Origin of the sequence: Corallococcus llansteffanensis (assembly GCF_003612055.1) — a bacterium.
In the GTDB taxonomy this organism is placed as follows: Bacteria; Myxococcota; Myxococcia; order Myxococcales; family Myxococcaceae; genus Corallococcus; species Corallococcus llansteffanensis.
The window spans coordinates 1-13,466 of the sequence record NZ_RAWB01000264.1; the positions used below are offsets into that span (position 1 = coordinate 1).

Below are 13,466 nucleotides of genomic sequence, written 5' to 3' on the forward strand. Positions count from 1 at the left end.
GCGCGGGCGCGGGCGGTGGACGTCGCGGCGGCGGGGTCTGCCGGGCAGGGAGTTCGTCCGCGAGCAGGTCGTCGGACACCTGGACCAGCGGCTCGGAGGCATGGGCGTGGTCCGCCTCCGCGGCGAACGGGTTGCGCGTGGGCGGCGGCGTCTTGTCGTCGTCCGAGACGTCCGGCGGCGGCCGGGGCGGCAGCGAGGGGCGCAGCGCCGGAGCGGCCTTCGCGGGCGGCGCGACGGGCGCCTTGGCGGGCACCTGCACCTGCACCGGAGCGCCGGGCTTGGCGGCGGCATGGCCGGAGACGGGACCGTCCGGGGCGGCGTTCTTGAGGACCTGCTCGAAGCGGGCCCACTCCTCCTTGAAGTGTGCCGGATCCGGGAGGCCCTCCTCGCGGTGCTTCAGCGAGGGCGCCCAGCGGAGCTTGTAGGCCTCGCCCACCTGGAAGCTGGGCGGGGGCGGCACGCCGTAGGTGGCCGGGTCGAAGAAGGCGTCGTCCAGGTCCTCGAAGCCGTACGCGCGCGCCTTGTAGACGAAGTTGGGGATGATGCCAGTGGGCGCGTGGTAGCCCAGGATGTTGCCGTGCTCGTCCTTGGAGACGGGCGTGAAGACGAAGATGTCCTGCGTGCGGTACTCGCCCTTCTCCGTGAGCGGGAGCACCTCCGACAGGGCAATCGTCTTGCGGCTGCCGTCGTGGAGACGCTCGCAGCAGATGACGAAGTTGATGGCGCTCGCCACCTGGGCGCGCACGGCGACCATCGGCAGCTCCACCGACGACATCAGGCAGAGGGACTCGATGCGGCGCAGCGTGTCCGTGGGCGTGTTCGCGTGCGTCGTCGCCAGCGAGCCGCCGTGGCCGGTGTTCATGGCCTGCATGAGGTGGAAGGCCTCGCCGCCGCGCACCTCGCCCACCACGATGCGGTCCGGGCGCAGACGCAGCGCGGAGTGCAGCAGGTCTCCCATGTCCACGCCGCCCTTGCCGAACTTGTCGGGGGGGCGGGACTCGAAGGCCACGATGTGGGACTGGTTGAGCTGGAGCTCGGCGGAGTCCTCGATGGTGAGGATGCGCTCCTCGTCCGGGATGAGCGACGAGACGATGTTGAGCAGCGTCGTCTTGCCGGAGCCCGTGCCGCCGGCCACCAGCATGTTGAGCTTGGTGGCGATGCCCGCCTCGATGAGGCGCGCCATGGGCTTGGTGAGCGACTTGAACTTCAAGAGCGAGTCGATGCTCAGCTTGTCCTTGAAGAACTTGCGGATGGAGATGGTGGTGCCGCTGCGCGCGATGGGCGGAATCACCACGTGGATGCGGCTGCCGTCCGGCAGGCGCGCGTCCAGGCGGGGGCGCTCGTCGGAGAGCGGGCGGCCCACGAACTGCGCCATGTTGCGCGCGGCACCAATCAGGCCTTCCTCGGAGAAGGAGGCATCCGTCTTGGTGAGGCGGCCCTTGCGTTCGATCCACACGTCGGTGGGGCCGTTGATCATGATTTCCGACACCGACTCGTCGTCCAGGTAGGGCAGGACGGGCTTGAGGAAGGCGCGGAGCGACTCGGTGTACATCGTCATGGCGGAGCCAAGGCTAGCGCGCCCCGGCGCCGGCCCCAAGCGCCCGACCTGACTGCCTGCTCGCTTTCCGGTTCAGCGTTCCGGCATCATGGGGGCCTCCTGGCGTGCGCCCACCGCCCATTCCGAAAGGAAGAGGTGCCGGCCCATGCACGGTTTCTGGCGGGCGTGTGTCGGGCTGTCCTGGCTCGGGGGATGTGCCTCGCCCGCCGCGCTCGATCCGGACCTCGTGCGGCCTGCAGCCGGAGCCGCCTTCCTGGAGGAACTGCCGGGTCCGCTGCTGGGGCCGTTCGAGTCGCCCTCGGATGCCCTCCTGGCTGCCTGCGGGAAGATCCTGTCGAAGCCCCACGCGAGCTCCGGACGCGCGGACCATCCGGGCTTCGATGCCCGCTGGCGGGTCTCCAGCGAATACTGTGCCTGGCTGTACTACACGCCGGATCATCACTACGTCGTCAGCCGACTCACGGACCAATCGAGGGTCGACCCCGTGCAGCGGAGCAAGAGCTGTCTGCTGCCGTCCCGGGTCGTCGACGCGCGGTACCCTCCGGAAGCTCTTCGCTACATTTACGCCCTCCACAACCATCCCTATGGAAGCGCGCTGTCCCCCAACGACCTGCGCTTCATCGTCGCCGAGGGCCGGGTGCATGGCTTCGAGAGCGAGACGAAGACCGGGCGCGTGCGCCTCTCCATCGTTGCGTTCTTCTCGAACGAGGTAGTGCCGTCATCGTGTGACGGCTTCCACCAGTTCATCCCCCTCACCGGCCAGTTGTTGAAGTGGACGCGCGCTTCGTCGGGGTGGAGGTGCGAGCAGACAGGCCGTGTCACGTGGCACGATGTGGAGGCCTTGGACTTCACGATCGAGAAACTTCACGGCCCTTGTCTGCGAGGGACAGGACCATGAGGCGTCTGCTGCTCGTGGGAGCGCTGCTGTTTGTCGGGTGCATGCGGCGCCAGGGGACTTCGCCCGCGCCATCGCCAGAGGCTCGGTCCATCGTCTTCCCGGACTTCTCCTCGCAACGAGCGCTGTCCGTCGATGCGCCAGGAAAGGTATACGCGCTGGACGGGACCCTGCTGCGCGCCATGGTCCTCGCGGCCGATGCGTTCCTTCCCAGGGAGCAGGAGGGCCGGTCGTGCTGGAGTCGGCGGGAGGCCTGGCGCTTCCGGATCCTCCGTGAGGGAGACATCGCCTTCGTCCGCATGGACGCGGATCCCCGCGCCTGTGCCCCGGTTGTGCTCCTGCTGGATGGAGGGGCCATCTACGCGGTCAGGCTCTCCGATGGACGCATCTTGCGCCGGCTCCACGATGGAGAGCCCGACAGCACGCTCGCCCCTGTCGGCCCCGATGCGGGTGCCACCGACGTGCCCTCGGACCCGTCCATCCCCGTGGGCGATACCACCTGGGGAGAGGCGCATCCCGCATTCCCCTCCCAATGGCTGGACGCTGGGACGCCCGCGCCCTGAGCGGCCCGCCCCCACCGCAACGTTCGCCGAACAGCATCCGGGTGCAAACACGGCCGCTTCCAGGTCGGAGGCGCGGGTTAGGGTGCGGCTTCACGGAGGGATGCAACGATGCTGGCGGACGGGTTGCCCGAAGACTGGAAGAAGGTGCTGCATGACGCCATCCACGCGCCGTCGTTCAAGGAGCTGGAGCGCTTCGTCCGCGAAGAACGCAAGGAACACGCCGTGTTCCCCTCGGAGGCCGACATGTTCTCCGCGTTCCGCCTCACACCCTATGCCGACGTGCGCGTGCTGCTCCTGGGCCAGGACCCGTACCACGGTCCCAAGCAGGCCCATGGCCTGGCCTTCTCCGTCCAGCCCGGTGTGCCGCCTCCGCCCTCGCTCGTGAACATGTTCAAGGAGCTCCAGAGCGACCTGGGCGCGCCCAAGCCGCGCGACGGGTCCCTCATCCCGTGGGCGAAGCAGGGCGTCCTGCTGCTCAACACCGTGCTCACCGTGCGCCAGGCCGAACCCAACAGCCACGCGAAGCACGGCTGGGAGCACTTCACCGACGCCGTCATCCGCGCCGTGAGCGACAAGACCGACCCCGTCGTGTTCCTCCTCTGGGGCAAGCCCGCCCAGAAGAAGAAGGCGCTCATCGACGCGAAGCGCCACGTCGTCATGGAGGGCGTGCACCCCTCCCCGCTGTCCGCCAGCAAGGGGTTCTTCGGCAGCAAGCCCTTCAGCGAGACCAACGCCGCGCTCAAGGCCCGGGGGCAACGCCCCATCGACTGGACCCTGCCCGCGTAGGACGGCTGACGGGCTCGGGGCAGAACACATGGACGTGCTGCCCGTCCTGATCATGGGAAGCCTGTGACCTTGGGTGCTCCACCGCATCGAACAGGACGCGTCCTACCGGGGATGATGCGACTAGGATGCGGTGCATCATGACCGCCGCCTTCCTCGCCGCCACCCTCGTCGAACCGCTCGCTCCGGGGCACTACCGCTCGCGCTACGAGGCCGCCTGGTATCAGGGCCGCGGGGCCTATGGCGGCGTGGTGGCGGGGCAGGTGATGCGCGCGCTGGAGCACCATCTGGACGACGCCCGGCGGCCGGTGCGTTCGCTCACCGTGCACTTCTGCTCGCCCGCGGCGGAGGGCGTGGCGGACGTGCACACGCGCATCGAGCGCGCCGGCAAGCTCGTCACCCACGCCACCGCGCGCGTGGAGAGCGCGGGCGTCGTCGTGGCCGTCGCCACCGCGACCTTCGGTGCCGCGCGCGGCGGAGCTCCCGGCTACCTGGACTTCGTCATGCCGGAGGTGCCCGCCCCGGAGACGCTCACGCCCGTCGACGCGGACGCGCCCATGCCGGACTTCTGCCACTTCTTCGAGTACCGCTACTGCGTGGGCTCGCCGCCGTACTCGGGCGCGGCCGTGGCGGAGGTGGGGGGCTGGCTGCGGCCTCGCGACCCCACGGTGCTGGACGCGCCCCTGTGCGTCGGCTTGATGGACGCATATCCGCCGTCGGTGCTGTCGCAGGTGGATGGCTTCCGCGCCGCCGCCACGGTGGACTTCACCGTGCAGTTCTTCCAGACGTTCCCGCTCACGGGCAGCGCGCCGGACACGCACTACCTGCGCACCGGACGCTCGCGCCAGGCCGCCGACGGCTACACCGAGGAGTCCCAGCTGCTCTGGACCCGGGACGGCACGCTGCTCGCGCAGTGCCGGCAGCTCGTCGCCGTGCTCGGTTGAGGTCGCTTCAGCGCGCAGGGCCCGTCAGCTCCGCCACCACCGCGTGGTGGTCGGAGACGGCCTCTGGCAGCACCGCGTACCGCGTGAAGCGCAGCGTGGCGGAGGCGAGGATCAGATCCAACCGCTGACGCGCCCGGGGCAGGGGCCAGGTGGGCTCGCCTCCGGACGGCGTGTGGAGCCCCAGCGCGGCGCACAGGCGCGGCACCGGGCCATCGCCTTCCGTGTCCTCGTCGTTGAAGTCCCCCAGCACCACACGGGGCCGCTCGGGTCGCTGGCGCAGGGCCTGGATGAGCAGGTCCACCTGCCGCTGTCGCACGGGCGCGGAGAACGGATCCAGGTGCAGCGAGACGACGTCGGCCCCGGGCCCGTTCCCACCCGCGAGCGTGGCGACGACGTAGCCCTTGTCCACGCGCCGGTCGCGGCCGAAGTGCGCGGAGTCGCGCGCCTCCAGCGGATGGCGGGACAGGAGCGCGGTGCCCTGCGCGAACAGCCGGGCCACCGCGGAATGCACGCCGTGGTGCACGTGCGGATAGCCGGCCCGCGTGGCGATGTGGCCCACCTGATCCACCTGTCCGCTGAAGAGGCTGGAGCGGTCCACCTCCTGCAACCCCACCACGTCCGCGGCCTCGCGCGTGAGCAGCGCCGCCACCGCGTCCAGCGTGCCCAGCAGCGCCGAGCGCCGTCGCAGGAAGGGCAGCGGCACGGCGAAGGGCGCGCCGTGGGCCACGTTCAGGGTGAGCACCTTGAGTCGCACCGCTCCAGGGGGAACACGGAGCCGCGTGCGCGGGCAAGCCCGGAAGTGGGAAACGCCATCCTGGACAGCCAAGCCCTCCGGCCTGGACAGACGTTGACGGGCCCGCGCTCGCTGGGGCGCCGGGAGCGGAGGCGGAAGGTTGCCCGCTTGTCTGCTAACCTGGAGGGAAGCTGACGGTCCGGGGATTCCGGTGGGGGCTCGTGCACGGGACCCGAGGCCCGGGAGGACATCCTCTCCGGAATGCGCCACAGAGCGCGGGGCGGGACCCTTCGTTAGCTTTCCATGCAGTGCCCGTCGTCGTGCCCATCCACCGTCGGAGTGTCTGACCTGAGCCCCGTTCCACGCTACGAATCCCTGTTCAAGGCGGGTGACCTGGAAGGGGCCCGCCGCGAGGCGCTGAAGGCGCACGAACAGAACGCCTCCGACTGGCGGGCGATGCTCACGCTGTCGCGGCTGGCCCTCGTCGACGGCGACGAGGCGCGCGCGGAGTCCCTGCTGCTGGGTGTCACCCGGGCCGGCGCGGGCGAACAGCGCGAGACGCGGCTGGTGAGCGCGGCGCTGCACACGCGGCGCGGCGAGTGGGCCCAGGCCCTGGACCTCTACCTGGCGCTCGTGGCGGAGCCGTCGCCGCCCACCGAGGCCTTCTTCGGCCTGGGCTACGTGCGGGTGGAGCAGGGGGATGCGGACGCCGCGCACCCGTCGCTGGCGCATGCCGTGGCGCTGGAGCCGCGCGTGGCGCTGCACCACTTCCAGCTCGCCCGCGTGCTCTTCCTGCTGGATCGGCTGGAGGAGGCCTTCGCGCACCTGGAGCAGTCGCTGCACCTGGACCCCTGGCACGCGCCCAGCTACCTGGTGTTCGCGCGGGCGCTGGAGGCGGGCGGTGAATTGGAAGCGGCGGAGGACCTGCTGCGCCAGGGGCAGAAGGCGGTGCCGGACGACGTGGGCCTGCTCAAGGCGCTGGCGGATGTGCGGCTCGCGCGCGGCAACGTGCGGGGCGCGGTGTCCGCCGCGGAGGCGCGCGTGCGGGTGGAGCCCGAAGGCGTCGCGGCGCTCGGGCACCTGGCCCGCCTGCGCGTGACGGAGCGGCGCTTCCGGGAGGCCCTGGAGCTGTGCGACCAGCTGGAGGCGCGCGGCATGTCCACCGGCCTCAGCCGCTCCGTGGAGGCGCTGGTGTTCGAGGCGCAGGAGCCCCCGGACGTGGAGCGCGCGATCGCCGCGTGGCGCGAGGCCGTGCGCCTGTCCCCGGACGACTGGATGCCCGCGTGGCGCCTGGGCCTGCTGCTGCTGCGTCAGGTGGAGGGCGGCCCCCCGGAGGCCGCGGTGCCCGCGCGCGACCTGCTGGCGGAGGCGCACCACCGCGCGCCCCACCGGCCCGAACCCGTCCTGTCGCTCGCCCGCGTGGAGGCCCGGCTGGGTGAGCGCGCTCCCGCGAGGGACCGGCTGGCGTCGCTCCTGCGCCACCCCGCGCTGGAGCCCGAGTGGCGCGCGCAGGCCGAAGCGCTGCTCACCGAACTGGCCCCGCGCTGACGCGGCTTCGACGGCCTGGAGCTCAGGCGGCGATCTGCTTGCGCAGCAGCCGCGTCAGCTCCCCGGCGTCCACGGGCTTGGGCAGCAGCTCCGCGCCGTAGCGGATGGCCACGGGGATGAGGTCGTCCAGGTCCGAGTGGCCGGTGAGGAAGATGAACGGCGCGCGGCACTCCTGCAGCTCGCGCATGGCGACGAGCACGTCGGAGCCGTTCATGTCCGGCATGTTGTAGTCGCACAGGATGGCGGACACGCTGGACAGGTCCAGGTGGAACGCCTCGGCGGGGGACTGCACCGTCAGCACCGTGTAGCCCGCGTTGCGCAGGACATCTCCCACGGTTGCGAGAACGAAGAGGTCATCGTCGATGACCAGCACGCTTGGCATGGGAAAGTCCTCCGGGCCGCGAGGCCCTGACTGTATCCGAGACCGCCCTGCCGCGCGCGCCCCACCCCCACCCAACAGGTGGCCCTGGGTTTGTCGTGCCGTGTGGGCGACCGGCGCGCTTCAGGGCTTCGCGGCGCGGCTCAGGGCTTCGACGGGATGAGGACGAGCTGCTCCTGGGGTGGGTTGAGGTACTCGGCGCCGGTGGCGGTGACGACGGCCATCTCCTCCACGGAGAGGATGCGCAGCGCGTCCGGGCTGCTGCCGTCCTTCCAGGCGAAGAACCCGTCGAAGGCGAACACCTGACCGGGCTGCAGCGTGCGCAGCGCGGAGCCCGTAGGCGGCTTGTCGGACTGCGCGCCGGAGAGCGCGGGGCCGGCGTCATGGGCCCAGTAGCCCACGGGATGGCCGGTGCCCCACATCACGGGCTCGGAGCCCGCCTCGCGCATCCAGTCGCGCTGGGCCTTGTCCACGTCGTAGCCGCGCACGCCGGGCTTCATCGCCGCGAGCGCGATGCGGCTGCCCTTCTTCGACTTCTCCCACTTCGCCAGCGCCTCGGCGGGCGGCTGCTTCTCGCCCGGGGCCAGCACGTACGCGAAGCGCTGGATGTCCGTCACCCAGGTGCCGCCCACGCGGATGCCGAAGTCCGTCTGGATGAAGTCCCCCGGCTGGATGACGCGGTCGGTGGCGTTCGAGTGCCCGCGCGTGGGCCCGCTGTTCACGTTGGGGTTCTGGTCCGGCTGCCACCCGTCGCCCACGCCCAGCTCCGCGATGCGCTTCTTGAGGAAGCGCGCCACGTCCGAGTCGCGCGTCCTGCCCGGCACCACCGTGCGGTACGCCTCCTCCTCCAGCTGCGCGGTGATGGCCGCGGCCTTGCGCATGATGTCCACCTCCTCCGGCAGCTTCACCGACAGCCACTCGGAGACGAGGTCCTCGGAGGACACCAGCCGCTTGCGCAGCGCGGCCGGCAGCGCCGCCTCCAGCTTCGCGCGCTGGGTGGCGGACAGCCCGTCCGCGATGGACAGCCGCTCCGACGAGTTGATGGCCACCTTCGCGGGCTTCGCCTTCACGAGCCGCGCGGCGACGAGCGCGAGCACGTCCGCGCCCCGGTCCACCGGCACCACCTCGTCCACCACCGCCATGTCCTTGAGCGCGGTGGCCTCGCCCACCGGGGACAGCGCCAGCGAGCGCAGGCTGTCGCCGTCGCGCAGGAACAGGAACGCGGCGGTGCCGCCCGCGTTCTCCCCGCCCACGTGGCCCGCGAGCGGGTCGTTGTCGTTCTCGCGGCAGAGCACCACCCACGCGTCCACGCCCGCGCGCGCCATGGCCTGGGGCAAGAGCTTCTGGAGGCGCTCCTTGCGCAGGCGCGGCCACGCACCCTCCGCGGCGGGGACGGCGGGCGCCGCGTGGGCGACGGAGGCGAACAGCAGGGCGGAGAGGAGGACGGGCCGGACGCGCGTCATGGGTGCGTTCTTCCTGGGTGGGGGAGGGCGCTGATTGTTCCATGCCCGCGCGGCAATGAAACCCACGAGCGGCGGAGGCATGGCTCGCTTAGAGTGGAACCATGGCCAAAACGGCACCCCGCAAGTCCCCGGTTAAGGCGAAGAAGCAGCCAACGCGCCCGCCCGAGCCCGTGAAGCCCCCGGCCCGGCCGGCGAAGTCGGTGAAGTCGAAGGTGGAGCCGCCCCGCCGCGCTTCCTCGTCGGCCCCGAAGCCGCCCGTGCTGGAGGCCGAGCCCGTCTTCGAGTCCGGTTCCGTTCCGGACCCCCGCGAGGACGACCGCAAGCGCCTGCCGGCCGGCGAGCCGAAGGGCCGGGTGCTGCCCTTCGAAATCGACCCCGCGCAGCTGGAGGCCGGCCTCAAGAAGCTCCAGGGCGAGCTGGTGCACTGGACCAACAAGGGCCGCTACACGAAGGTCCGCTTCAAGTTCCGGGGCAAGCAGCTGCTGCCCGACCTGCCGCTGGCCGCCGTCGTCGCCGCCGAGGGGCTCACGTTCTACTGGGGCGGCATCCTGCGCATGCTGGTGGCGAACGTCGTGGGCCGCAGCGTGTTCGAGGTGGAGCTGGTCAACGACGCGGACAAGCGCGTGCAGGCGGGCCGTGAAGCGCTCCTGTCCGGCGACGTGGACCAGGCGCTCACGCTGTTCCGCGAGGCCCTGGCCATGGACCGGGACAACCCCGCCGCGCACCTCAACGTGGGCGTGGCGCTGAAGCTCAAGGGCGACCGCGAAGGGGCCCTGGCCGCGTTCGACGCGGCGAAGAAGAAGGACCCCGAAGGCGGCGTGGGCGCGGAGGCCGAACGGCTGTCCGCGAGCCTCCGTCCCAAGGCCTGAAAAAGGGTTCAAAAACACGCGTCCCGCGGGGCTGAAAACGCACCGCCCGGGTGTTCAATTCGAGCCCCTGGAAAGGCCCATTCCCCCGCCTGGAACCGGGCGGGCGGGCAACCAGGGCACATGCCCCCTGTTTCCCCTGTTGACTGAGGGAAATCCAGGGGTTACGAACACTCTCCCATCGGGCGGAGCCCCCCACGTGAGGGGCCCGTCCGCACCTTCCAGAGCCCATGGCTGACGACACCACCGACACGCCGGCAACGCCCTCCGCGCCTCCTCCGTCGAGCGGCGCCGGAGAGCTCATTCCCATCAACATCGAAGACGAGATGCGCCGTTCGTATCTCGACTACTCGATGTCCGTCATCATCGGCCGCGCGCTGCCAGACGTGCGCGACGGCCTCAAGCCCGTGCACCGTCGCGTCCTCTTCGCGATGAACGACCTGGGCAACCTCCACAACCGCGCCTACAAGAAGAGCGCGCGCGTGGTGGGTGACGTCATCGGTAAGTACCACCCGCACGGCGACTCGTCCGTCTACGAGGCCATGGTGCGCCTGGCGCAGGAGTGGAGCCTCCGCTACCTGCTGGTGGACGGCCAGGGCAACTTCGGCTCCGTGGACGGCGACTCCCCGGCGGCCATGCGTTACACCGAAGTGCGCATGGACCGGCTGGCGGAGGAGCTCCTGTCGGACATCGACAAGGAGACCGTCGACTTCGGGCCCAACTACGACGACTCGCTGGAAGAGCCGCTCGTCCTGCCGGCCAAGTTCCCCAACCTCCTCGTCAACGGCAGCAGCGGCATCGCGGTGGGCATGACCACCAACATCCCGCCGCACAACATGACGGAGGTGGTGACGGGCACGCTCCACCTCATCGACCACCCGGAGTGCACCGTCCGGGACCTGATGGAGTTCATCAAGGGGCCAGACTTCCCCACCGCGGCCATCATCACCGGCCGCGAGGGCATCATGCGCGCCTACGAGACGGGCCGGGGTTCCATCCCCATCCGTTCGCGCACGGAGATCGAAGCGAACAAGAAGGGCGACCGTGAGGCCATCATCGTCACGGAGCTGCCCTATCAGGTGAACAAGGCCCGGCTCATCGAGAAGATCGCCGAGCTGGTGCGCGAGAAGAAGCTGGAGGGCATCAGCGACATCCGCGACGAGAGCGACCGGCAGGGCATGCGCATCGTCATCGAGCTCAAGCGCGATGCGATGTCCCAGGTGGTGCTCAACAACCTCTTCTCCATGACGCAGCTGGAGACCACCTTCGGCGTGGTGATGCTGGCCATCGACGGCGGGCAGCCGCGCACGCTCGACCTGAAGCAGATGCTGGAGCGCTTCGTCGCCCACCGCCGCGACGTGGTGACGCGCCGCACGCGCTACGAGCTGCGCAAGGCGCTGGCGCGCATGCACATCGTCGAGGGCCTGCTGGTGGCCCAGGACCTCATCGACCTGGTGGTCAGCCTCATCCGCGCGTCCCGCGACCCGGACGAGGCCCGCTGGGGCCTGATGAACATCCTGTCGCCGGAGCTCTACACGCGCGAGCACTTCAAGGACCTGCAGCGCATCGACTACGCGCACGCCAAGGCGCAGATGGAGCTGCTGGTCAGCCGCGCTCGCAACGAGGAGCCGTCCTACGGGGGCCTCGCGCACAAGTACGAGGGCGCGGGCTTCAGCGAGGACCAGGCGCAGAACATCCTGGAGATGCGCCTGCAGCGGCTCACCGGCCTGCAGCGCGAGGAGCTGTTCCGCGAGCTCATCGGGCTGGCGCGCGACATCATCCGGCTGCAGGACATCCTCGCCAACGAGAACAGCCTGCTGAGCGTCATCAAGGCGGAGCTGATGGAGATCCGCGAGCGCTACGGTGACAAGCGCCGCACGGAGATTTCCGGCGCGGTGGACGAGTTCACCAACGAGGACCTCATCGCCGAGGAGACGATGGTGGTGACGCTCTCGCACACGGGCTACGTGAAGCGCTCGCCCCTGTCGGAGTACCGGGCGCAGAAGCGCGGCGGGCGCGGCAAGACGGGCGCGGGGACGAAGGAGGACGACTTCGTCACCAAGGTGTTCGTGGCCAGCACGCACGCGTACCTGATGCCCATCACCACCAAGGGCAAGCTGTACTCGCTGAAGGTGTACCAGATTCCCCAGGGCAGCCGGACGTCGCGCGGCAAGGCCATCGTGAACCTGGTGCAGTTCGGTGAGGGCGAGCGGCTGGCGCAGGTGCTGGTGACGCGCGACTTCCCGGAGAACCGCTACGTCTTCTTCGTCACGAAGAAGGGCGTGGTGAAGCGCACGGACCTGAGCTCGTTCGACAGCGTGCGCGCCAGCGGCATCATCGCGCTGGGCATCGACGAGGGCGACGAGCTGGTGGGCGTGATGATCACCGACGGGACGAAGGACATCCTCCTGTCCACGGCCTCCGGCATGAGCATCCGCTTCCCGGAGAGCGACGTGCGCTCCATGGGCCGGCAGGCCTACGGCGTGAAGGGCATCACGCTGGAGGACGGCGACGAGGTGGTGGGCGCGGACCTGATGGAGCCGGAGAAGGCCGCGGCGAAACCGGAGCCGGGGGCGGAGACGGAAGCGGGCGCGGAGACGGAGCAGGTGCCGGCGGTGGAGCGCGACAGCGCCATCCTCACCGTGACGGAGAACGGCTACGGCAAGCGCACGCAGGACACCGAGTACCGGCAGCAGGGCCGTGGCGGCAAGGGCATCATCGACATCAAGACCACCGAGCGGAACGGCCGCGTGGTGGGCGTGGTGCAGGTGAAGGACACCGACGAGGTGATGATCGTCACCAACGGCGGCATGCTCATCCGCATGAAGGTGAAGGAGATCTCCGTCATCGGCCGCAACACGCAGGGCGTGCGCCTCATCGCGCTGGAGAACGGCGAGGAGAAGGTGATGGCCATCTCCAAGCTGCCCGAAGGCGAGGAGTCGGAGGAGGAGACCGAGGGCGTGGAGGCCACCTCTCCGGTGGAGGCGGCTTCGGGTGAAGCGGCCGCGACGCCGTTCGATGACGCGACGGCCCCAGCCGGCTCGGAATCGGGTGCGGACGACACGGGAAGCGAGCCCGGTTCGGAAGGCTGAACGCCGGGCCGCAGGTCGTGAAGTGCCGGAGGGTCGGGAGCGGGGCGCGGGATGCGCTCCGGGTCCCGGCCCTCTTCATTTGCGGAAGGGGCCGGGGCTACGGGGCTACTTCCGGGTGAGGTCCTTGGGCACCTTGATGCCGGCGGTCTGCTCGTCCAGCCAGACGATGTGCATCACCCACCAGCGCTGGCCGTCGTTGAAGAGCTGGATGCTGTTGACGCCCTTGGCGACGACGGGGCCGTCCTTGGCTTCGCGCGCCTCGTAGGTGCTCATCACCTGCACCAGGTCGCCGAAGCCCTGCGTCTGGCGAGCGGTCTCCTTCTCGAAGAAGGCGTGCGCGGCGGAGACCTCCGTGCCCATGGTGACGTACTCGTCCGGCGAGATGGGGCGCGCGTGGAGGCCGGTGGCGGCCTTGACGTGCACGAGCGGCACCAGCGTCGCGCCGGGGTAGAAGAGGGAGCGGAAGCGGGCCCAGTCGCGCGGCGTGCCCGCCGGGCCGCTGATGACGTCGTAGAGGGCCTTGAGGAGGGAGTCGACGGACTTCACGTCCTCGGGCTTGGGCGCGGGGAGCTGGGCGAGCGCGGCCTGGGTGCGCTCGGAGGAGGCCCGGATGGGATTGGGCTTCGCCGCCGCCGCGGGCGC

General features: G+C 70.5%; 12 protein-coding genes. 7 read left to right on the top strand and 5 right to left on the bottom strand.

Annotated features, from left to right (window positions below):
• Positions 1-1,558, bottom strand: a 1,558-nt coding sequence (locus D7V93_RS23475; protein WP_147451288.1) for a TadA family conjugal transfer-associated ATPase, incomplete at its 3' end; no start/stop codon positions are given.
• Between the two features lie 145 nt (positions 1,559-1,703).
• On the opposite strand from D7V93_RS23475, the gene D7V93_RS23480 reads away from it, so the two are divergent.
• The 4 genes from D7V93_RS23480 (at position 1,704) to D7V93_RS23495 (ending at position 4,743) form a co-directional block, all read left to right on the top strand.
• A complete protein-coding gene (locus tag D7V93_RS23480; protein ID WP_120645540.1) occupies positions 1,704-2,456 on the top strand; it encodes a hypothetical protein in 753 nt (250 codons plus the stop codon).
• Positions 2,453-3,016: a hypothetical protein gene (locus D7V93_RS23485; RefSeq protein WP_120645541.1), complete on the top strand. Its 564-nt coding sequence runs from the start codon at positions 2,453-2,455 to the stop codon at positions 3,014-3,016. Before D7V93_RS23480 ends, D7V93_RS23485 begins: the two co-directional genes overlap by 4 nt.
• Positions 3,017-3,124: 108 nt before the next feature.
• Positions 3,125-3,802 (top strand): uracil-DNA glycosylase, encoded by a 678-nt coding sequence (locus D7V93_RS23490; protein WP_120645542.1) that lies wholly within the window; start codon positions 3,125-3,127, stop codon positions 3,800-3,802.
• Positions 3,803-3,939: 137 nt separating this feature from the next.
• Positions 3,940-4,743: a thioesterase family protein gene (locus D7V93_RS23495; RefSeq protein WP_120645548.1), complete on the top strand. Its 804-nt coding sequence runs from the start codon at positions 3,940-3,942 to the stop codon at positions 4,741-4,743.
• 7 nt (positions 4,744-4,750) lie between these two features.
• Here D7V93_RS23495 and D7V93_RS45130 read toward each other — a convergent pair whose 3' ends face one another.
• Positions 4,751-5,497: an endonuclease/exonuclease/phosphatase family protein gene (locus tag D7V93_RS45130; RefSeq protein WP_158623834.1), complete on the bottom strand. Its 747-nt coding sequence runs from the start codon at positions 5,495-5,497 to the stop codon at positions 4,751-4,753.
• Between the two features lie 318 nt (positions 5,498-5,815).
• Between D7V93_RS45130 and D7V93_RS23505 the strand changes: the two genes are divergently transcribed.
• Positions 5,816-7,024, top strand: a complete 1,209-nt coding sequence (locus tag D7V93_RS23505; protein WP_244237463.1) for a tetratricopeptide repeat protein — start codon at positions 5,816-5,818, stop codon at positions 7,022-7,024.
• A gap of 22 nt (positions 7,025-7,046) precedes the next feature.
• Here D7V93_RS23505 and D7V93_RS23510 read toward each other — a convergent pair whose 3' ends face one another.
• Both D7V93_RS23510 and D7V93_RS23515 read right to left on the bottom strand, forming a co-directional pair.
• The gene (locus D7V93_RS23510; RefSeq protein ID WP_120645544.1) at positions 7,047-7,406 is read right to left on the bottom strand and encodes a response regulator; all 360 of its coding nucleotides are present in this window, start codon (positions 7,404-7,406) and stop codon (positions 7,047-7,049) included.
• 140 nt (positions 7,407-7,546) lie between these two features.
• Positions 7,547-8,866 carry a M24 family metallopeptidase gene (locus D7V93_RS23515; protein WP_120645545.1) on the bottom strand — a complete coding sequence of 440 codons (1,320 nt, stop codon included), beginning with the start codon at positions 8,864-8,866 and terminating at the stop codon, positions 7,547-7,549.
• A 101-nt stretch (positions 8,867-8,967) separates the two neighbouring features.
• Between D7V93_RS23515 and D7V93_RS23520 the strand changes: the two genes are divergently transcribed.
• Entirely contained in the window at positions 8,968-9,735 is a 768-nt protein-coding gene (locus tag D7V93_RS23520) for a tetratricopeptide repeat protein (RefSeq protein WP_120645546.1), read from the top strand.
• 227 nt (positions 9,736-9,962) lie between these two features.
• A complete protein-coding gene (gene gyrA / locus D7V93_RS23525; protein ID WP_120645547.1) occupies positions 9,963-12,824 on the top strand; it encodes a DNA gyrase subunit A in 2,862 nt (953 codons plus the stop codon).
• A gap of 105 nt (positions 12,825-12,929) precedes the next feature.
• Here the strand turns inward: gyrA and D7V93_RS23530 are convergent.
• Positions 12,930-13,466 (bottom strand): nuclear transport factor 2 family protein (locus tag D7V93_RS23530; RefSeq protein ID WP_244237464.1); only part of this gene is annotated, 537 nt, incomplete at its 5' end.